The organism is Streptomyces flavofungini, assembly GCF_014650815.1.
Classification (GTDB): Bacteria; Actinomycetota; Actinomycetes; order Streptomycetales; family Streptomycetaceae; genus Streptomyces; species Streptomyces flavofungini.
In genome coordinates this window covers 236,043-255,451 of sequence record NZ_BMVR01000003.1, presented here as the reverse complement: position 1 = coordinate 255,451, position 19,409 = coordinate 236,043, and the positions used below count along the sequence as shown (strand labels likewise).

Sequence of the window (19,409 nt, the reverse complement as noted above, 5' to 3'; positions counted from 1 at the left end):
GTCCCGCCGGGTCCACCCCCGAACACGTACCACCGAAGCACAACCCCCAGGAGCACCTCATGCGCAGCCAAGGGCCCGCCGCCACGGACACCGTGGCGCGGGCGGACGCCGGTCCCACGGTGGCCGACCTCCCGGCAGCCGCCCCGCCGGGCGTCACCGGGCGGGCCGCCCTCTGGCTCGGCCTGGGGGTCGTGCTGCTCGCCCTCAATCTGCGCCCCGCCCTGGTCGCGGTGTCCCCGCTCGCCGACACGATCCGCGACGACAGCGGCATGTCGGCGGCGGCCACCAGCCTGCTCACCGCGCTGCCGCTGCTGTGCTTCGGGCTGCTCGCACCCGTCGCGCCGCGCCTGGGGCGCCGCTTGGGCACCGAGCGGGCCCTGCTCGCCACCATGGCCCTGATCTGCGCGGGCACGGCGCTTCGCATGCTGGACTCGGTGGTCGCGCTGTTCACCGGCACCGTCGTCATCGGCGCGGGCATCGCCGTCGCCAACGTGCTGCTTCCGGGCCTGATCAAGCGGGACTTCCCCGGGCGGGCCGGGCTGATGACAGGCCTCTACTCGATGTCGCTGTTCGGCGGTGCCGCGCTCGCGGCGGGCGTCACGCTGCCTATGCAGGAGGCGTCCGGCATGAACTGGCGGACGACGCTGGCTTGTTGGGGCGCTCTCGCGGTGGTGGCGCTCGTCGTGTGGCTGCCGCAGGCGCGCTCGCGTGCGCGGGACGGCGCGGCGGCGGCCCGGCAGGCAGCGCGTCCGGTGCGCGGGCTCTGGCGGTCGCCGCTGGCCTGGCAGGTCACCGGGTACATGGGGTTGCAGTCCCTCAACTACTACGCCGCGGCGGCCTGGCTGCCGACGCTCCTCAAGGACGGCGGCATGAGCGCGGGCGACGCGGGCTGGATGCTGTCCTTCTCCTCCCTGCTCGGCATCGCGGGTTCGTTCGTGGCTCCCGTCATCGTCGGCAGGCGGGTGCGCTCCGGCACGCTCGCCGTGCTCGGCGCGGTGCTGTGCGCGATCGCGTACGCCGGGCTGCTCGGCGCCCCCGTCGGCGGCGCCTATGTCTGGATGAGCCTGCTCGGGCTCGGCCAGGGCACGGCCATCAGCCTCGCGTTGCTCTTCATCGTGCAGCGGGCCCCGGACGCCCGGCATGTCGCGCCGCTGTCCAGCATGGCCCAGTGCTTCGGCTACATCCTCGCCGCCACCGGACCGGCCGTCCTCGGCGCCGTCCACGACGCGTCCCACGACTGGGCGCTGCCGGTCGTCCTCCTCCTGGTGCTGCTCGTGCCGCAGGTCGCGGTCGGCCTGGGAGCGGCCCGCGACCGGCACGTGGCGGGGCGGTAGGGCCCGGTCGGGCCGGTGCGTCCCGGCCAGGAACGCCGACGCCCGGTCAGAAGGACTCGGGGGCGGACTCGGCGTCGGCCTCGGTCAGCGCGGGATAGTCGGTGTATCCCTTCGCCCCGCCCACGTACATGAGGCCGTGGCCCCGCACCGGGTTGACGGGGGCGCCCGTGCGCAGCCGGTCGACGAGGTCGGGGTTGGCGAGGAAGGGGCGGCCGAGGGAGATCAGGTCGGCGCCCGCCGTGAGCAGGCGCTCGGCCTCGTGGCGGCCGCCGTCGGCGGGGATCTGGTCGCGCGGCAGCATCGGGTTGGCGATGAGGGTGCCGGTCCAGCGCTTGCGGATGTCCTGGAAGACGGGGCTGTCCGGGTCGGCGTACACGATGTGCACATAGGCGAGCGGGAGGTCCCCGAGCGCGTCCAGGAGGGCCGGGTAGAGGTCCTCGGTGTCGCCCTCGTCCATGCCGTTGACCTTGATGCCGGGTGAGAGGCGCAGGCCGACGCGCTCCGGGCCGATCTCGGCGACGACGGCGCGGACGACCTCCACGACGAAGCGGACGCGGCCCGCAACGGAACCGCCGTAGCCGTCGGTGCGGCGGTTGGTGCCCTGGCCCAGGAACTGGTGCAGGAGGTAGCCGTTGGCGCCGTGCACCTCCACCCCGGCGAAGCCCGCGTCGACGGCCCGGCGGGCCGCGGCGGCGAAGTCGGCGACGGTGGCGCCGACCTCGGCCGCCGTCATCTCGCGCGGGACGACGGCCTCTTGGTGGCCGCCGGGCGTGAAGATGGTGTCGGGCAGCGGTATCGGGGAGGGCGCGAGCGGGGTCAGGCCGCCACTGTTGTCCGGGTGCCCGACCCGGCCGCCGTGCTGCAGTTGGAGGAACATCCGACCGCCCGCGGCACGCACCGCGTCGGTGACGCCCCGCCAGCCGGTGACGTGGGCGTCGGTGTGGATGGCCGTGATGTTCGGGTACGTCCGGCCGACGGCGTTGGGCGTGGCGGCCTCGGCGATGATCAGGCCCGCGGTGGCGCGCTGGGCGTAGTACGTGGCCATGAGGGGGGTCGGCGTGCCGTCGGCGGTGGCGCGGTTGCGGGTCATCGGGGCCATCACGAGGCGGTTGGGGAGGTCGAGGGTGCCGAGGTGGGCCGGTGCGAAGAGGCGGGAGTTCGCTGCTGTGTTCGTCATGCCGGTACCGTAGAACTTGTCATCAGTGTCAAGTTCAAGCCCGGAAGGCCCGGTGGGGGACATGAGGATCGGCGAACTGGCGCGGCGCACCGGCGTGAGCGAACGCTCGTTGCGCTACTACGAGAAGCAGGGGCTGCTGACCGCGGAGCGCACGCCGGGCGGCCACCGGGACTACCCGGACGGGGCGGTCGACCGGGTCATCCGGATCCAGGAGCTGTTCGCGGCGGGGCTGTGCAGCTCGAAGATCGCCCAGTTGCTGCCGTGCATGCGGGACGCGGACGGCGGGCCCTCCGCGATCGCGACCCCGAACCTGGTCGTCGAACTCGGCGCGGAGCGGGACCGCATCGACCGCATGATCGGCGATCTGATCCGGTCCCGCGAGGTGCTGAACGAGGTGATCGACGCGGCGTCGGCGCCGGAGGTCACGGCGCCCACGCCCGCCGCCGCGGCGAGCTGAGGCGACCCCGCCCGCCGCCACCGCTCCGGCTGCTCCCACCGGCTAGAGCAACGCGGCCCGAGGCCCGTCCGGCTCCGCCAGGCGGCCGTCCACCACCGAGCGGGCGACCGACGCGACCTCGTCCTGCGGCAGTTGCCGGTAGCCGTCCTCGGTGACCAGGGCGATCCGCGGGAACAGACGGCGCGTCAGGTCGGGACCGCCCGTCGCCGAGTCGTCGTCCGCGGCGTCGTAGAGCGCCTGCACGGCGGCGACGACGATGTCCTGCTCGGACATGCCCTCGTGGTAGAGCTTCTTCAACGAGCCGCGGGCGTAGACCGATCCCGATCCGGTGGCCGCGACGCCCCGCTCCTCGCTGCGGCCGCCGGTGACGTCGTACGAGAAGATCCGGCCGACGCCCTTGGCCAGGTCGTACCCGGCGAACAGCGGGACCACGGCGAGGCCCTGCATCGCCAGCGCGAGGTTGCCGCGGACCATGGTGGTGAGGCGGCTCGCCTTGCCGACCAGGGACAGGGCCGTGCCCTCGATCTTCTCGTGGTGTTCGAGCTCCAGTTGGAAGAGCTTGACCAGTTCCACGGCGAGGCCCGCGGTCCCGGCGATCGCTATCGCGGAGTGCCCGTCGGCCGGGAAGACCTTGTCGTACTCGCGGTGGGCGATGACGTTGCCCATCGTGACCCGGCGGTCGCCCGCCACCAGGACGCCGTCCGCGTACGTGGCCGCGACGATCGTGGTGCCGTGCGGCGCCTCGAAGCCGTCGTGCGCGGCGGGCAGGGCGCGCCGCGCGGGCAGCAGGTCCGGTGCCTGCCCGGCGAGGAAGTCCAGGAAGGACGAGGTCTCGGTGGCCGTGAAGGCGGCCGGGAGGCCCCCCGACCCCCGTGGATCTGTGGTCATGCGCGCCCCTCCCGAGCAGCCCGACGCATCCTGTGGCGGACCCTACCCCCCGCCCTCAAGTCCTGAACCCCGGGCCACAGTTGCGGACGACGGCCCGGTGAACCGGCAGCGGCATCCCGTACAACCCTTGCGCACCGATCGCGGTCGAACAGGGCGCCGGACGAGGAACGGGCCCTTTCCGGACTCACCCCCGCGCTGCCCGGCCACCTTCCCGCACAGGAGTCGCTCGTGCGCAAGAACCGTTCGGCCGCCCTCGCCGCGGCCTCATTCCTCCTCGTTTCGGGCGCGGCCATCGCCGCCGCCCCCGCCGCCGTCGCGGGCACCCCCGGCGGTACGCACGCGAACGACCGCAACAGTGACTTCGACGGCGACGGGTACGAGGACGTCCTGGTCGGCGCGCCCGGCGCGACGGTCAGCGGCAAGAAGGGCGCGGGCCTCGTCACCGTGCAGTACGGCTCCTCCAGAGGCATCGGCACCAGCGACGTGGCGCGGTTCAGCCAGTCCACGGCCGGGGTCGCGGGCGCCGCCGAGGCCGCCGACGGCTTCGGCACGGCCGTCGCCACCGGCGACCTCGACGCCGACGGCTACGACGACGCGGTCATCGGCATCCCCGGCGAGGACATCGGCGACCAGGCCGACGCCGGTGGTGTCGCGATCCTCTGGGGCTCCAAGCAGGGCCTCACGGGCGCCGCGAGCGACTGGCTGCAGACCCAGGAGCCCACCAAGGGCGAGAAGTTCGGGTCCGCGGTGACCGCCGCGCGCCTCACCGGCGACACCCCCGGCGACGTCCTCGCCGTGCTGGACCGCGACGACCTGGAGCTCTTCGTGTACGACGCGGCGCCGCAGGCCCGCAGCGCGGCGCCGCTCAAGCGCCTCGCCACCGAGCACCTGGCCTCGGGCCGCGCCGCCGCGCGCGGGGATGAGCGCGCCGAGGAACGCGCCGCGGAACGCCACATCCTGCCCAAGTCCCTGACCACCGGCGACTACGACGACGACGGCTACGCCGACCTCGTGGTGTCCGGCGTGACCGTCGGCGACGAGGAGCCCGGGCACGGCTGGTCCGCGTACTTCAAGGGCGGCGCCGACGCCCTCACCCACCAGCGCGACCTGCGCGGCGGCCCGGCCGCGGCGTCCGGCGACATCAACGGCGACGGCTTCGACGACCTGGTCACGGGCGAGCCCCACTCCCCCGACGACGGCGGCGAGACGATGACCGGCGGCCTGGTCGGCGTGCGCTACGGCTCCGCCGAGGGCATCTCGCAGGACGTGAAGTGGTGGACCCAGGACGCCGCGGGGGTGCCCGGCACCGCCGAGCGCGGGGACGGCTGGGGCGCCGACCTGTCCGTCGCCGACACGGACAAGGACGGCTACGCGGACGTGGCGATCGGCGCGCCCGGCGAGGACATCGGCACGGTCGCGGACGCGGGCGCGGTGTGGGTGCTGCGCGGCACGGCCGCCGGGCTCACCGGGACCGGCGCCAAATCGTGGGACCAGAACTCCGCCGACGTCCCCGGCGACGCCGAGAAGGGCGACAAGTGGGGCGCCCAGGTGCGCCTGACCGACCCCAACCGCGACGGCCGCTTCGGGCTGCTCGCCGCGGCGCCGGGCGAGAACACCGACGACGGCGTGGTGTGGGTGCTTTCGGCGGGCGCGGGCGGGGTCACCGCCGCCGGGTCGTGGACGTACGGGGCCGGTTCGCTGGGCGCGCCCGCGCAGGACGCGGCGTTCGGGGCGGCCGTCGACGAGTGAGTGACCGGCCGTGGGCCCCTGCCGGAGGCGGGGGCGCGCGGGAACGCGTCCGTCACGGCCGGGGCAGCGGCCGTGACGGACACAGCGAAGGGGCCGACGGTGCTGAGCGCCGTCGGCCCCTTCGCCCGTCGGCCCGCCCGTACGGCAGGCGGTGCGCCCGCACGGCAGACGGTGCCGCCCGTACGGCTGTTGGCCCGCCTTTTCGGCAGTTGGTCCGCACCAACACCTTGACGGCCCCTGCGCACCTGCCTTAAATCAAGCAGTGAAGAAAGCGTCGCGGAGGATCGCGTACCGCGTTCAACTCTCGATGTGATCTTGTCATGCGCACGCCCAACGGTACGACCGCAACGCACGTCCACCATGCCCCCCCACGGCATGCGTGTCCGCTCCCCCCCCACTCGAAGCGATGTGATGACCGTGTCCCTCTCCTGGCGCCGCCGCGCGGCGCTCTGCGCACTCTCCCTGGTCTGCTGCGCCACTGCCGCGACCGCCGCTCCCAGCGCCGCCGCCGCGCCCGAGCGCGAGGCCGCCCTTGCCTTCTCCGACGACTTCAACGGCCCCGCCGGGTCCGGGGTGGACGGCGGCAAGTGGCAGGTCGAGACCGGCGACAACGTCAACAACCACGAGCGGCAGTACTACACCTCGGGCAACAAGAACGCGAAGCTCGACGGCCAGGGCAACCTGGTCATCACCGCCCGCAAGGAGAACCCCGAGAACTACCAGTGCTGGTACGGCCGATGCGAGTACACCTCGTCCCGGCTCAACACCGCGGGCAAGTTCACCTCGACGTACGGCCGCGTCGAGGCGCGCCTGAAGGTGCCGCGCGGCCAGGGCATGTGGCCCGCGTTCTGGATGCTGGGCGCCGACATCGGCAACGTGGGCTGGCCGAACAGCGGTGAGATCGACGTGATGGAGAACGTCGGCTTCGAGCCGAACACGGTCCACGGCACGCTGCACGGACCGGGCTACTCCGGGTCGGGCGGCATCGGCGCCGCGTACTCGCTGCCGGGCGGCGAGGCGTTCGCGGACAAGTTCCACACCTTCGCCGTGGACTGGTCGCCCGACAAGGTGACCTGGTCGGTCGACGGGCACGTCTACCAGACCCGCACCCCGGCGGACCTCGGCGGCAAGCAGTGGGTGTTCAACAAGCCCTTCTTCCTGATCCTCAACCTGGCCGTCGGCGGCTACTGGCCCGGCGACCCGGACGGCAGCACCACCTTCCCGCAGACGCTGACCGTCGACTACGTCCGCGTCACGAACGGCTGACCTGCCGACCTGCTGACCTGCTGACCAGCGACGGGTGCCCCGCCTTAAGTCGAAGCGCCCCTGGCCGAAAGTCGCGGCCGCCCGCACGCGGGCGCGACCCCGGTCCGGTGGACGTACACTCCCGGAGACTTGGCGGGGTACCCCCGCGCGGGGCACGATGCCCGCATGAAGAGCGACCTTTTCTCCAAGGACCACGTGGCGCAGCCCGCGACGGCGCCCGGCATGAGCCTGCACAACTCGAAGTCCATCCGGTACGTGGTGAGCGGCGAGATGATGGCGCGCCAGGGCGCGATGGTCGCCTACCGCGGCAACCTGCAGTTCGAGCGCAAGGGCCAGGGCGTCGGCGGGATGCTGAAGCGCGCGGTCACCGGCGAGGGGCTGCCGCTGATGTCCGTGAAGGGGCAGGGCGAGGCGTGGTTCGCGCACGAGGCGCAGAGCTGCTTCGTCGTCGACATCGAGCAGGGCGACTCGCTCACCGTCAACGGCCGCAACATCCTGTGCTTCGACGCGTCCCTGTCGTACGAGATCAAGACCGTGAAGGGCTCGGGGATCTCCGGCGGCGGCCTCTTCAACAGCGTCTTCACCGGCCACGGCAGGCTGGGCCTGATGTGCGAGGGCGAGCCGCTGGTGATCCCCGTGTCGCCGCAGGCCCCGGTGTTCGTGGACACCGACGCCGTCGTCGGCTGGACCACCAGCCTGCAGACGTCGCTGCACCGCTCGCAGTCGATCGGCTCGATGATCCGCGGCGGCTCCGGCGAGGCGGTGCAGCTCAAGCTGGAGGGCGAGGGCGTGGTGGTCGTCCGCCCGAGCGAGGCCACCCCGCACAAGCCGCAGTAGTCAGGCGTACGCCGAGGCGGACACCGTCGTCCCGGTCCCCGCCTCCGCGAGCCGCGTGCGCAGCGACGGCAGCGCGCACAGCGTCAGGACGAGCGCGGCGGCGCCCGCCACCAGCGCCACCGAGACCCCGGCGGTCGCGCCGAAGCGGTCGTAGACGACGCCGGTGACCGCCGCGCCGATCGCCACGCCGCTCTGCAGGCCCGCGATCATCCACGTCATCGCCTCGGTGAGCTGGTGCTCCGGCGTCATGCGCTCCACGATGCCCATGACCACCACCATGGTCGGGGCGAAGAACACCCCGGCGAGGAACACCACCACGCACATCCCCACCACCCCGTCGACGAGCAGGAACGGCAGCGTGGTCAGGGCGGTCCCGGCAACCCCGAGGAGTAGCAGCCGCGGCAGCGGCACACTCCAGCTCCGGGCCCCGAAGAGCAGCCCGGACAGGCCCGAGCCGATCGCGTAGACGGTGAAGATGACACCCCCGAGCGACTTGTTCCCCTGCTCCTCGGCGAACGCCAGACCCATCGTGTCGACCATGCCGGGGATCACCCCGCCGCAGAGCAGCACGAGCGCGAGCAGCAGCACGGGCGCCGAGCGGATCGCGGACGTGTCGTCGCCGCTCGCGACGCGCGGCTTCACGGGCGGCTCGGTGCGCTTCTGCGGTACGAACAGGGCGACGCCCACGACCAGCAGGAGCCCCGCGAACAGGGGCGCGGCCTGCGGGAACAGGGCCGTGGACAGGACCACGGCGAGCGCCGGGCTGATGACGTACGTCAGCTCGTCGACCACCGACTCCATGGAGTACGCGGTGGTGAGCTGCGGGGTGCCCCGGTAGATCTCGGTCCAGCGCGCGCGGACCATCGCGCTCATGCTCGGCATCAGGCCGGACAGCAGGGCGAAGACGAACAGGGTCCAGCTCGGCGCGTCGCCGGTGGCGCACACCAGCAGCGCCGCGAGGCCGAGCACGCTGACGCCGGTGGCGAGCGGCAGGACACGGCTCTGCCCGCGCCGGTCCACGGCCTTGGACACCTGCGGGCCGAGGAAGGCCATGGAGAAGGTGAAGGTGCCCGCGACCAGACCGGCCAGGCCGTACTCGCCGGTCGTCTCGGACAGCATCGTCAGGATGCCCATGTGCGTCAGGGGCAGCGGAAGCCGGGCTATCAGGCCGGCGGAGCTGAACGCCTTGGTGCCGGGGGCGGTGAAGATCTCGCGGTACGCGTTTGCCATCGGTCGTCCTGTCGCTGGAAGCGGCCCTCGGGCCGTGCGGGCACGCGCGGTCAACCGGCACGCGTGCCCGCACGGACAACTACCGGGACTATCGTTCCACTTTCTATCATGCCCGGTGCGCACCGCCCATCGGCACGTGCGGCCGAACCGCCTTTCCCCAACTGGCGTCGGCGCTACGTTGATTGCGCTCTCTTGCCGGTGGGCGGGCCGCGATGGCCCGCGATGGCCGCGGCCGCTGTCGCTGTCACTGCCGCTGTCACTGCCGAGAGGAGGTGACCGATGTGCGGCCTCGGACACGCCCCGGCACGCCGACCCGTCGCCACTCGGCTACGGCTTGAGCCGGCTGAGGGTGTAGCCGTTCGCGGCCGCGTCCAAGGGCTTGGTGGCCTGCTTGAAGAGGTACTCCGCCCGTTCGTAGGAGAGCCTGCGGCGGCCGGTGTCCGGGCACAGGTCGGCCGCGGCGGGCATGCGGGCGGGGGCGGGGCGGCGGTCGGCGAGGAACAGGGGGCCGCGGGTGCGGCCGGACAGCAGGGCGGGCAGGAGCCGGGCGGTGCCGGAGCGCCAGGAGACCCAGGTGCTGCCGGTGCGCGCGCGGCGGTCTTCCAGGTCCAGGTGTTCGACGTTCAGGGACAGGACCGTCGTCACCCCGGCCCCCGACTCGTGCAGGAGCCGCCACAAGGTCCGTTCACGCAGGGGCAGTCCGGTGCGGCTGAAGAGGGCGTCGAGTTGCGTCGGTGACAGCGGTCGCGTGGCGTGCCCGGGTCCGGTGCGGCGCTCCAGGTCGGCGGTGAGGTCGTCCAGGCCGGCCCAGGCGCAGAACGAGCGGACGGCCGATCGGTGCCGGTTCCACGTCGTGGCCGCGGCGTCCGTCCAGGTGGTCGCGAACACCTGCGCCACCTGCTGCGGGGTGAGGGCGTGCAGGGGCTGCCGCTCCCCCAGGCTGCGGCACAGGCGGCGCAGGGTCTGGGTGTAGGAGCGGAGGGAAGAAGGGGTGAGGTCGTCGCGGGTGAGGAAGTCCTGGGCGGCTTGCCCGAGCGTGGGGCCCTGGGCGTCGGTGGTGGTGATCTCCTGCGCCCTGCGGTGCAGGAAGGCGCGCTCGGCGACGTTCCGGGTGAGCTGGGCGGCGCGTTCGAACTCGCGGCGGGCCTCCGCGGACCGGCCCAGTCGGAACAGGAGGTCGGCGCGGACGCCGGGGAGCCGGTGGTAGTCCTGCAGGGCGGGGTCCGACGTCAAGGAGTCGACCAGGTCGAGGCCTTGCTGAGGGCCGTGCGCGTGCGCGACGGCCACGGCCCGGTTGAGCTGGACGACCGGTGTCGGCAGCAGTCGGGCGAGCGCTTCGTACAGCGCCGCGATCTGGACCCAGTCGGTGTCCTCGGCGGATGCCGCCTGGGCGTGGCTCACGGCGATCGCCGCCTGGAGTACGTAGGGCCCGGGGGCGGCTCCGATCTCCCGGGCGCGCAGCATCGCGGTGAAGCCGCGGTGAATGAGCAGTTGGTCCCAGCGGCCCCGGTTCTGCTCGTGCAGGGGGACAGGCTCCCCCGACGGTCCGGTGCGCGCGGCGGCACGGGACTGCTGGATCTCCATGAGGGCGACCAGGCCGTGCACCTCGGCCTCCCGCGGGGCGAGTTCGGCCAGGAGGCGGCCCAGGCGCAGGGCTTCGAGGGTGAGGCCGGGGCGCATCAGGTCGTCGCCGGACGTCGCCGCGTAGCCCTCGTTGAAGATCAGGTAGATGACTTCGAGCACCGATGCCAGGCGCTCCGCCAGTTCGGCGCCCGGCGGCAGCTCGAACGGCACCTGCGCGTCGGCGAGGGTGCGCTTGGCCGCGGCGATGCGCTGGGTGATCGTCTGCTCGCCGGTCAGGAACGCCCGCGCGATCTCCCCGGCGGTCAGGCCGCCGAGCAGGCGCAGGGTGAGGGCCAGGCGCTCCTGGGTCGGAAGGAGCGGGTGGCAGGAGATGAACATCAGCCGCAGGACGTCGTCCTGCTCGGGTTCGCGATCGGCTCCGGCCGGGTCCAGTTCGTGGGCGAGCTGCTCCTGCTTGCGCTCCAGGCGCTGGGAGCGCCGGATGTGATCGACGGCCCGGCGCTTGGCGATCGCGAGGAGCCAGGCGCCGGGGTTGTCCGGGACACCCGAGGTGGGCCACTGTTCCAGCGCGGCGACCAGCGCGTCCTGTGCCAGCTCCTCGGCGAGTGCGACGTCGCGCACCATCCGGGTCAGCGTGGCAAGGATCTTGGCCGACTCGAGCTTGAAGACCGCGTCGACCGTGCGGTGCACATCGGTCACGGGCATGACGGCGCCGCCTCCGCCGGGCAGTGACGGAGGCGGCGCCGTCGGCCGGTCACTGGGTGAACACCTGCCGGATCTCGCTCTCGCCGTCACCGACGATCTTGCGGAAGCGGCGGGCCAGCTCGACCGCCTCCTCCTGCGAGCGGGCCTCGATCAGCGCGAAGCCCACCACGGCCTCCGTGGCCTCGGCGAACGGCCCGTCCGTCACCGTGATCTCCCCGTCGGACGAGGTCACCCGCAGGCCGTCCGGCTCCAGGCCCCCGGTGGCCAGCAGGGCACCGGAGGCGGTCAACTCCTCGATGAACTGACCCATTTCGGCGAACAGGCTCTCGTCGGGGGTCCGCGACGAGGACTTGGTCGTCATCAGGTAGCGCATGGCTGTTCCCTTCCACTGCGGGCTGCTGTTACGCCTCCACGTCGAACAAGCGTATGTGACAGGGAATCATCCCGTTCCCTGTCACATCGCCGGATCGACGTGTGGGCAGGAACCAGCCGACGAACCGAGAAGGGCCCTCGCCATGACCACGACTCCCGTCACCGCCCGCGACGCCGCCACCAGCATCTCCACCACCGCGGTCCGCCCCGCCCGTGCGCTGCTCACCGCCGGAGTCGCCGCCACTCCGCTGTGGACCGTGGCAGCGGTGACCCAGGCCCTCACCCGGGACAGCTTCGACCTGACCCGGCACCCCTTCAGCATGCTCGCCAACGGCTCCCTCGGCTGGATTCAGATCACCAACTTCCTGCTGGTCGGGACGCTGTTCATCGCCGCGGCGACCGGGCTGCGCCGCGTCCTGCGGGGCTCGACCGGCGGCACCTGGGTGCCCCGCCTGGTGCGGGTCGTCGGCGTCGGGATGATCGCCGCGGGTGTCTTCGTCCTGGACCCGGGGGACGGGTTCCCCGCGGGCACCCCGACCGGCCGGCCGGAGAGCATGAGCTGGCACGGCGGGCTGCACCTGGTCGCCGGATCGGTGACGTTCTTCGCCCTCATCGCGGCCTGCCTCATCCTGGGCCGCCACTTCAGCCGCGTCGCGGACCGCCGCTCGGCCATCGCGTGCCGCGCCGCCGCCGTGGCGGTCGGCCTCGGCAACGGGTGGGCGATGAGCGGCGGCCCGGCCGGTTCGCTGACCCTGGCCATCGGCGTCATCGCCGGGATGACCTGCGTCTCCTCGGTCGCCGCCCGCTACCGCAGGGGCCTGTGACCCCGGGCGGCAGCGGCGGCGGAACCGCCGGATCGGGAGCCCGGGTGGCGCGGATCAGCGTCGGCCGGGCTCCCGGCTCACAGAGTCGGCCGCTCCCGGTCCCAGGGCGCGGCCGACTCCAGCTGTGCGGCGAGGGCGAGCAGCATGCCCTCGCCGCCGAGCGGTCCGCCGAACTGCACGCCCAGGGGCAGGCCTTCGGGGGTGCGGTACAGCGGGACCGACATGGCGGGGCGGCCGGTGATGTTGGCGAGCTGCGTGAACGGGTTGGGGGCGAGGTTCTGGACCACGGCCCGCCGCCACAGCTTGGTCCGGCTGAGCCGTCCCGCCACCCCCGCCTTGAGCAGCGCCCTGCCGAGCTGCCGGGTCGGCCAGGGCGTGGCGAGCTCGCCGATCCGCACCGGCGGCCGGGCGAGGGTCGGGGTGAGCAGCACGTCGTACGTCTCGTGGAACGCGGCGAGCTGCCGGGTGTAGGTGTTCCAGCGCGCGTGCCGGACGGTGTGCTCGACCGCGCCGAGGGCACGGCCCGCGGCCGCGAGGAGCCGGGTGTCGAGCTCGAACTGCTCGTCGTCCGCGCCGGTCCGGTGCCGCAGCTCCGCGAGGGTCGCGGCGTTCTCGGCGGCGTACATGGCCATGAAGTCGTCGGCCATGCGCAGCCCGTCGATGACGGGTTCGGCCTCCTCCACGTCGTGGCCGAGGCCGACGAGGAGCTTCACCGCCGTGTCGACGGCTTCGCGCGCCTCGCGGGACACCGGCGTGCCGATCGGCGAGCGGGTGCTGACGCCGACACGCAGCTTCGGCGGGGTGCGCCGGGCGAGTTCGACGTACGGCTCGTCGGGGCGGGCCACGAGGAACGGGCCGCCGGGGTCGGGGCGTGCGGTGAGGGCGTCGAGCAGGGCCGCGCTGTCGCGCACGGTGCGGGAGACGACGCCGTCGCTGGCGGCGCCCGCGAGCAGTTCGCCGTACGCGGGGCCCGCGGGCACCAGGCCGCGGCCCGGCTTCAGGCCGAAGAGCCCGCAGCAGGCGGCGGGTATGCGGATCGAGCCGCCGCCGTCGTTGGCGCCCGCGGCCGGGACGATGCCCGCGGCGACGGCGGCCGCGGAGCCGCCCGACGAACCGCCCGGCGTGTGGTCGAGGTTCCAGGGGTTGCGGGTCGCGCCGCCGGCCTCGGGCTCCGTGATGCTCTTGATGCCGAACTCGGGAGTGTTCGTCTGCCCGAAGATGACGAGCCCGGCGTCCAGCCACCGCTGAACGGGCTCGCTGTGCCGCGTCGCGACGAGCCCCTGGGCCGCGCGGGAGCCGCGCCCCGTCGGCCGGCCCGCGTAGTCCTGCATCAGGTCCTTGATCAGGAACGGCACTCCCGCGAAGGGCCCGGACAGCGCTCCCGCGGCGCGCTCCCGGGCGACGACCGGCATCGGGCGCACGATCGCGTTGATCTTCCCGTTCACCTCGTCGGCGCGCGCGAGGGCCGTCTCGAGGAGTTCGGCTGCTGATACGTCACCCCGCGCCACCAGCTCGGCGAGCCCCACCGCGTCGTACGTCCCGTAGTCCCGGTAATCCACCGCGCACCCCACTGACTTGGCGTCAAGAATGCACCGGAGCGTAGATCGCCGATGCCGCGAGCGGCAACGGTGCCGGACCCGGGTCACGGCACGGTGAAGCCGACCGGTGCGGCACGGTGAGAGGCGGCGGGCGCGGCTCGGTGGCCTAGGGGTAACGTCGGCGGAAACGGTCATGCGCGAGCGACATCTGTGAGCAGTGGAGAGCCACCCTGAACGAGACGGGCACCGACACCAGTGCGGGAACGAAGGCCGGGCCGGGCGGTACGGCGGGGGCCGGGCGGAAGGCCGCGCCGGACCTCAGACGGGCACAAGGGGCGGCTGTCACGGACGGCCGCCGGGTCAAGGGCGAGCGCCGTCGCCGGGCGCTGATCGAGGCGACCGTGCGCGTCATCGCGCGCGACGGTGCGGCGGGTGTCACGCATCGCACGGTGGCCCGTGAGGCGGGCCTGCCGACGACCGCGACGACGTACTACTTCAGCAGCATCGACGCGCTGCTGACGGCGGTCCTCACCCAGTGCATGGAGGAGGACTCGGCACGCATCGAGGCCCTGGTCGAGGCCCCGGACGAGGGGGCCGACAAGCGGAGGTCGCTTGCGGTCCTGATGGCGGAGCTGCTGACTCCGCCCGGGCATCTCCTCGCCGAGTTCGAGCTGTGCCTGCTGGCCGTGCGCCGCCCGGAGCAGCGGGCGGCGACGCGCCGGTGGCAGCAGGCCCTGTCCGCGTTCGCCCGCGTGTTCACGGACGACCCGCTGCGCGTCAAGCTGTTCGCGCGCGCCTACGACGGGCTGCTCCTGCAGGGCCTGCTCGACGACAGGCCGCCCACGGCCGACGAGTTCGAGGAACTGCTGCGGGAACTGCTGCCGGACGCCCCCGGGCGCGACGGCTGCTAGCGCTCCCGCGCCCGTGGCAGCGGCACCTGTCAACGCGTGGCGCGGGCCCCGCCGTTGACGTGCAGCACCTGGCCGGTGATGTGGCGCGCGGCGGGGGACGCGAGGAAGGCGACGGTGCCCGCGATGTCGGCGGGCGCCCCGGCGCGGCCGGTCGCGGTGGCCGCCACCAACTGCTCGCGCCGCTCGCCCGTGAGCTTGTCGCGGAAGAACTCGGTGTCGGCGATGTAGCCGGGCGACACGACGTTGGCCGTGACGCCGCGGCGGCCGAGCTGCTGCGCCAGGTCGATGTTCCAGGTGGCCAGGCCCGCCTTGGCCGCGCCGTAGGAACCGGCGCCCTGCTCGGCGGCGATCGAGCCGATGTGCACGACGGCGCCGCCGTCCCCGAGCCGGTCCTCCAGGGCCTTCGTGGTGAGCGCGGCGCTGACCAGGTTGGCGTCGAGGTTCGCGCGGAAGTCCCGGGCGTACGAGGCCAGGTCCGTCCTGCCGTCGGCGTCGAAGGCGATGTTCCCGCCCGCGTTGTTCACCAGGACGTCGATCCGCTCGGGCAGGTCGGCGAGGAGCCGGGTGAGCGCGGCGGGGTCGGTGTGGTCGCAGACCGCCGTACGGACTCCCGCCCCGGCCGCCAGTTCCGCGAGCGGGCCGGGGCGGCGGCCCGTGGCGATGACGCTGTCGCCCGCCTCCGCGAAGTGCAGCGCGATCGCGCGGCCGATGCCTGTGCCGCCGCCGGTGACCAGGATGGTGCGTGCCATATGCTGAGCTCCGAATCGTTTTCGTATAGGTCTAAATATAGGCCTCAACATAACACTGGGGAGCGCGACGGTGGCAAGGGATACGCAAGCGGGGCGCGGCTCCGACGGGGATGACGGCGCCGACCGTGGGGGCGTCGGCCAGAGCGGCGGCGGGGCCGAAGGAGCCCCCGCCCCGCCCGCCGCGAAGGCCGCGCACACCGCTCAGGAGATCGCCGCCGCCTGGGAACGCGAGCGCCCGGGCACGCCGGTCTCGTCCATCCGGATCCTCACGCCCATCTGGCAGTTGGCCAAGATGTTCGGCGACGACCGGCGCCGGGTCCTGGCCAGGGCGGGGGTGGACGCCGCGACCCTGGACCTGCTCAGCGTGCTGCGCCGCAGCGGGCCCCCGTACACCCTCAGCACCCGTGAGCTGGGGCAGCGTTCGCTGGTCACGGCGGGGGCCGTGTCGCAGCGGGTCGCTCGCGCGGAGCAGGAGGGCCTGGTGACGCGGGGGCCCGCCCGCGGCCGTACCCGCACGGTCCTCGTCACCCTGACCCCGGCCGGGCACGACCTGGTCGAGGCGACCGTGGACCAGGTCCTGCACCGCGACGACGAGCTGGTCGCGGGGCTCACGCCGGACCAGCAGGCCCAGCTCACGGACCTGCTGGAGAACCTGCTCACGGACGTGCAGCGGCGCCTCGGCGACGACTGGATCGGCCACGTCGGGCAGCAGTGAGGCGGGGCGCGCCCGCACCCGGCGCGCCCCACGCCCCACCCCCCCCGGTCGGCGCATCTCACCGAGAGGCCTCCGTCAGCGCCTCCCGCACCAACTGCACCGGATGCCACGCGTTGCGTTCCGTGCCGTGGAAGATCTGCTGACGGCACGACGCCCCGGTGGCGACCACCACGGTGTCCTCGGACGCGGCCCGCACCGCGGGGAACAGCCGGTCCTCCCCCACGGTCATCGAGACGTCGTAGTGCTCGGACTCGAAGCCGAAGGAGCCCGCCATGCCGCAGCAGCCCGCGTCGATCTCGGTGACCTCGACGCCGGGGATGCGGCGCAGCAGGGCGACGGTCGCGGCGGTGCCGACCTCGGCCTTCTGGTGGCAGTGGCCGTGGTAGAGCAGGGTGCGGCCGCTGAGCCAGGAGTCGGTGCGCAGGGTGAGGGCGCCCTCGTCGATGGCTTCGGTGAGGAGTTCCTCCAATTGGCGAACCCGGCCGGTGACGGCTTCGCGGGCCGAGTCGAGCGGCAGCAGGGCCTTGTGCTCGTCGCGCAACGTCATCAGGCAGGACGGCTCACAGCCGGTGATGGGGGCGTCGGGGGGCGAGGTCTCCGTGATGCGGTGGACCAGTTGGAAGGCCTTGTCGCTCGCCTCGTCGAGGAGCCCCTTGGACAGCGCGGCGCGTCCGCAGCAGCCGCCGCTCTCCAACTGCACGGCCCAGCCCGAGCGTTCGAGGAGTTCCACGGCGGCCTGGCCGATCTCCGGTTCGGTGTACGTGGTGAAGGAGTCGGCGAGCATGACGACCGTGCCCCGGGGGGCCGCGACGGCGGCGGCCGGGCGGCGGCCGAACCAGCGCACCAGGTTGCGGCGGGCGTAGCGCGGCATCGGCCGGTGCGGGGTGATGCCGACCGTGCGGTGGAGCAGGCGGCGCAGCAGGGGGATGCGGCCGGGCAGGTTGGACAGGGGTGCGGTGGCCGAGCCGAGGCGGTTGAGCAGGCGGATGGCGCCGAAGATCCGGGAGCGCAGCGGAATCCCGTGCTCGTCGTGGTGGTGGGAGAGGGCCTCCGCCTTCAGGGACGCCATGTCGACGCCAAGGGGGCACTCGCTCTTGCAGGCCTTGCACATCAGGCACAGGTCGAGGACCTCGTGCAGCCGCTTGTCGCCGAGCGCCTTGTGCGGGTCGGGTGCGGACAGGGCCTTGACGAGGGCGCCCGCGCGGCCGCGGGTGGAGTCCTCCTCGTTGCGGGTCGCCATGTAAGAGGGGCACATCGTGCCGACGTCGCTCTTGCGGCACAGGCCGATGTTCATGCAGCGGTCGGCGGCGGCCCGCATGCCGCCCGCGACCTCGAAGTCGAGCCGGGTGCGCAGGCCCGGCGCGGGCGGCAGCGCGGCGTCGCGCAGGTGGTCGGTCATCGCGGGCGCGTCGACGATCTTGCCGGGGTTCAGCCGGTTGTCCGGGTCGAAGAGGCCCTTGACGCGCCGCATCGCCTCGTACAGCTCGTCGCCGAAGAGCTCCCGGTTGAACTCGCTGCGCGCCAGGCCGTCGCCGTGCTCGCTGGAGTTGACGCCGCCGTACTCGGTGACCAGGTCCTTGATCTCCTCGGCGACCTCGCGCATGGTCTGACGCTGCGCGGGGTCGGTCACGTCGAGGAACGGGCGGATGTGCAGACAGCCCACCGAGCAGTGCCCGTAGAAGCCCGCGGAGAGGCCGTGGCGGTCGAGGACCTTCTTCAACCGGGCGGTGTACGCGGACAGATGGACCGGGTCGACGGCCGTGTCCTCGATGAACGCCAGCGGCCTGCGGGTGCCCTCGCTCGCCGCCATGAGCAGGCCGAGGCTGGACTTGCGGACCTTGAGGAGGGCGGTCTGGTCGGCGGGGGTGACCGCCGCGAGGGTGTGATAGCCGTGGCCGTGCTTCTGCCACAGCTTCGTCAACCGCTGGACGCTCGCGGTGAGTTCGCGTTCGTCGTCGCCGGTGAACGACACGAACAGGAGGGCGTCGGGGTCGCCTTCGAGGACGGTGGACAGCGAGGCGTACTCGATCTTCTGGCGGGACAGGTCGAGGATCGTGCGGTCCATCAGCTCGACGGCCGCCGGTCCGCAGGCGAGGGCGTCCTGGGTGGCCTCGATGGCCCCGGCGACGGAGGTGAAGTGGCCGACGGCGAACACGGTGTGCTGCGGTTTGGGCACCAGGTCGACCAGGGCGCGGGTGCTGATGGCGAGCGTGCCCTCGGAGCCGACGACGAACTTCGCCAGGTCGAACGGGGCGTCCTCGCGGGCGAGCCGGTCCAGGCGGTAACCGCCCGCCCGCCGCCAGTGCTGCGGGAATCCGGCGGCGATGGCGTCGGTGTGCGCGGCCACCAGCGCGGGCAGTTCGCGGTGGATGCGGCCGTCGAGGCCGGTGCCACGGGCCCGGTCGGCGTGCTCGCGCGCGGTGAGGGGCGCGAGATGGGCGGTGGTGGCGTCGGCGAGCACCACGTCGAGGGCGCGGACGTGGTCGATGGTCATGCCGTAGCGCAGCGAGCCGCTGCCGGCCGAGTTGTTGCCGATCATGCCGCCGATGGTGGCGCGGTTGCTGGTGGAGGTGTCGGGGCCGAACATCAGGCCGTGCGGGGCGGCGGCGCGGTTCAACTGGTCCTGGACGACGCCCGTTTCGACCAGGGCGGTGCGGCCGTCCGGTTCCAGGGCGATGATGCGGCGCATGTGGCGGGACAGGTCGAGGACGATGCCGGGGCCCGTGGTCTGTCCGGCGAGGCTGGTCCCGGCGCCGCGCGGCACGACGGACACGCCGTGCTCGGCCGCGGCGGCGACGACCGCCCGCACGTCCTCGGCGTGCTTCGGGAAGACGACACCCAGCGGGGTGATGGCGTACATGCTGGCGTCGCGGGCGAAGAGGTGGCGGCTGTAGTCGTCGAAGCGGACCTCGCCGTCGAGGTCGGCGCGCAGCCGCCGCGCGAGGTCGCCGCCGAGCGCGTCCCGCTCGGCCTCCGTGGACTCGGTGCTTGTGGTCATACGACACGCTCCTGGCGGAGAAGGGGCGTACGGGGAGACATCGATGGCGTACGAGAACCGGGGATTGGCGGGGCG

16 protein-coding genes are annotated in these 19,409 nt (G+C 73.3%); 8 read left to right on the top strand and 8 right to left on the bottom strand.

Translation table 11 applies throughout. From position 1 onward, the window contains the following. The first annotated feature begins 59 nt into the window (after positions 1-59). Positions 60-1,334, top strand: coding sequence for a CynX/NimT family MFS transporter (locus IE274_RS08355; RefSeq protein ID WP_229909375.1), 1,275 nt, complete (start codon positions 60-62; stop codon positions 1,332-1,334). A 46-nt stretch (positions 1,335-1,380) separates the two neighbouring features. Here IE274_RS08355 and IE274_RS08350 read toward each other — a convergent pair whose 3' ends face one another. Continuing rightward, a complete protein-coding gene (locus IE274_RS08350; protein ID WP_190114976.1) occupies positions 1,381-2,511 on the bottom strand; it encodes an oxidoreductase in 1,131 nt (376 codons plus the stop codon). 61 nt (positions 2,512-2,572) lie between these two features. On the opposite strand from IE274_RS08350, the gene IE274_RS08345 reads away from it, so the two are divergent. Then, a complete protein-coding gene (locus IE274_RS08345) occupies positions 2,573-2,968 on the top strand; it encodes a MerR family transcriptional regulator (RefSeq protein WP_190114975.1) in 396 nt (131 codons plus the stop codon). Between the two features lie 42 nt (positions 2,969-3,010). Here IE274_RS08345 and prcB read toward each other — a convergent pair whose 3' ends face one another. Then, positions 3,011-3,856 carry a proteasome subunit beta gene (prcB, locus tag IE274_RS08340; protein ID WP_190114974.1) on the bottom strand — a complete coding sequence of 282 codons (846 nt, stop codon included), beginning with the start codon at positions 3,854-3,856 and terminating at the stop codon, positions 3,011-3,013. Positions 3,857-4,084: 228 nt separating this feature from the next. On the opposite strand from prcB, the gene IE274_RS08335 reads away from it, so the two are divergent. From IE274_RS08335 to IE274_RS08325, 3 genes are all read left to right on the top strand, one after another. Next, a complete protein-coding gene (locus IE274_RS08335; protein ID WP_190114973.1) occupies positions 4,085-5,605 on the top strand; it encodes an integrin alpha in 1,521 nt (506 codons plus the stop codon). Positions 5,606-6,016: 411 nt separating this feature from the next. Further along, entirely contained in the window at positions 6,017-6,871 is an 855-nt protein-coding gene (locus tag IE274_RS08330) for a glycoside hydrolase family 16 protein (RefSeq protein WP_229909373.1), read from the top strand. Positions 6,872-7,036: 165 nt separating this feature from the next. Further along, complete coding sequence (locus tag IE274_RS08325; protein ID WP_190114971.1) at positions 7,037-7,708, top strand: AIM24 family protein; 672 nt, start codon at positions 7,037-7,039, stop codon at positions 7,706-7,708. Here the strand turns inward: IE274_RS08325 and IE274_RS08320 are convergent, their stop codons facing one another. From IE274_RS08320 to IE274_RS08310, 3 genes are all read right to left on the bottom strand, one after another. Next, positions 7,709-8,938, bottom strand: a complete 1,230-nt coding sequence (locus IE274_RS08320) for an MFS transporter (RefSeq protein ID WP_190114970.1) — start codon at positions 8,936-8,938, stop codon at positions 7,709-7,711. Positions 8,939-9,265: 327 nt separating this feature from the next. Next, positions 9,266-11,227 carry a sigma-70 family RNA polymerase sigma factor gene (locus tag IE274_RS40175; protein ID WP_190114969.1) on the bottom strand — a complete coding sequence of 654 codons (1,962 nt, stop codon included), beginning with the start codon at positions 11,225-11,227 and terminating at the stop codon, positions 9,266-9,268. Positions 11,228-11,276: 49 nt separating this feature from the next. Then, entirely contained in the window at positions 11,277-11,600 is a 324-nt protein-coding gene (locus IE274_RS08310; protein ID WP_190114968.1) for a YciI family protein, read from the bottom strand. Positions 11,601-11,742: 142 nt separating this feature from the next. Between IE274_RS08310 and IE274_RS08305 the strand changes: the two genes are divergently transcribed. Next, complete coding sequence (locus IE274_RS08305) at positions 11,743-12,423, top strand: DUF998 domain-containing protein (RefSeq protein WP_190114967.1); 681 nt, start codon at positions 11,743-11,745, stop codon at positions 12,421-12,423. Between the two features lie 77 nt (positions 12,424-12,500). Here IE274_RS08305 and IE274_RS08300 read toward each other — a convergent pair whose 3' ends face one another. Continuing rightward, on the bottom strand, positions 12,501-13,982 hold the full coding sequence (locus IE274_RS08300; RefSeq protein ID WP_190114966.1) for an amidase: 1,482 nt from the start codon (positions 13,980-13,982) through the stop codon (positions 12,501-12,503). A gap of 365 nt (positions 13,983-14,347) precedes the next feature. Here IE274_RS08300 and IE274_RS08295 point away from each other — a divergent pair, with 365 nt between their 5' ends. Then, on the top strand, positions 14,348-14,872 hold the full coding sequence (locus tag IE274_RS08295) for a TetR/AcrR family transcriptional regulator (protein WP_233103556.1): 525 nt from the start codon (positions 14,348-14,350) through the stop codon (positions 14,870-14,872). 29 nt (positions 14,873-14,901) lie between these two features. Here the strand turns inward: IE274_RS08295 and IE274_RS08290 are convergent, their stop codons facing one another. Beyond that, positions 14,902-15,621: an SDR family NAD(P)-dependent oxidoreductase gene (locus IE274_RS08290; RefSeq protein WP_190114965.1), complete on the bottom strand. Its 720-nt coding sequence runs from the start codon at positions 15,619-15,621 to the stop codon at positions 14,902-14,904. 208 nt (positions 15,622-15,829) lie between these two features. Between IE274_RS08290 and IE274_RS08285 the strand changes: the two genes are divergently transcribed. After that, a complete protein-coding gene (locus IE274_RS08285; RefSeq protein ID WP_229909426.1) occupies positions 15,830-16,336 on the top strand; it encodes a MarR family winged helix-turn-helix transcriptional regulator in 507 nt (168 codons plus the stop codon). Between the two features lie 58 nt (positions 16,337-16,394). On the opposite strand, the gene IE274_RS08280 is transcribed toward IE274_RS08285, so the two are convergent. Next, positions 16,395-19,334, bottom strand: a complete 2,940-nt coding sequence (locus tag IE274_RS08280) for an FAD-binding and (Fe-S)-binding domain-containing protein (RefSeq protein ID WP_190114963.1) — start codon at positions 19,332-19,334, stop codon at positions 16,395-16,397. Positions 19,335-19,409 lie beyond the last annotated feature (75 nt).

Excerpts from the sequence above, each read along its gene's own strand:
- IE274_RS08355 (WP_229909375.1), top strand. The coding sequence starts at position 60 with ATGCGCAGCCAAGGGCCCGCCGCCACGGACACCGTGGCGCGGGCGGAC.
- IE274_RS08350 (WP_190114976.1), bottom strand. The coding sequence starts at position 2,511 with ATGACGAACACAGCAGCGAACTCCCGCCTCTTCGCACCGGCCCACCTC.
- IE274_RS08345 (WP_190114975.1), top strand. The coding sequence starts at position 2,573 with ATGAGGATCGGCGAACTGGCGCGGCGCACCGGCGTGAGCGAACGCTCG.
- prcB (WP_190114974.1), bottom strand. The coding sequence starts at position 3,856 with ATGACCACAGATCCACGGGGGTCGGGGGGCCTCCCGGCCGCCTTCACG.
- IE274_RS08330 (WP_229909373.1), top strand. The coding sequence starts at position 6,017 with ATGACCGTGTCCCTCTCCTGGCGCCGCCGCGCGGCGCTCTGCGCACTC.
- IE274_RS08325 (WP_190114971.1), top strand. The coding sequence starts at position 7,037 with ATGAAGAGCGACCTTTTCTCCAAGGACCACGTGGCGCAGCCCGCGACG.
- IE274_RS08320 (WP_190114970.1), bottom strand. The coding sequence starts at position 8,938 with ATGGCAAACGCGTACCGCGAGATCTTCACCGCCCCCGGCACCAAGGCG.
- IE274_RS40175 (WP_190114969.1), bottom strand. The coding sequence starts at position 11,227 with ATGCCCGTGACCGATGTGCACCGCACGGTCGACGCGGTCTTCAAGCTC.
- IE274_RS08310 (WP_190114968.1), bottom strand. The coding sequence starts at position 11,600 with ATGCGCTACCTGATGACGACCAAGTCCTCGTCGCGGACCCCCGACGAG.
- IE274_RS08305 (WP_190114967.1), top strand. The coding sequence starts at position 11,743 with ATGACCACGACTCCCGTCACCGCCCGCGACGCCGCCACCAGCATCTCC.
- IE274_RS08290 (WP_190114965.1), bottom strand. The coding sequence starts at position 15,621 with ATGGCACGCACCATCCTGGTCACCGGCGGCGGCACAGGCATCGGCCGC.
- IE274_RS08280 (WP_190114963.1), bottom strand. The coding sequence starts at position 19,334 with ATGACCACAAGCACCGAGTCCACGGAGGCCGAGCGGGACGCGCTCGGC.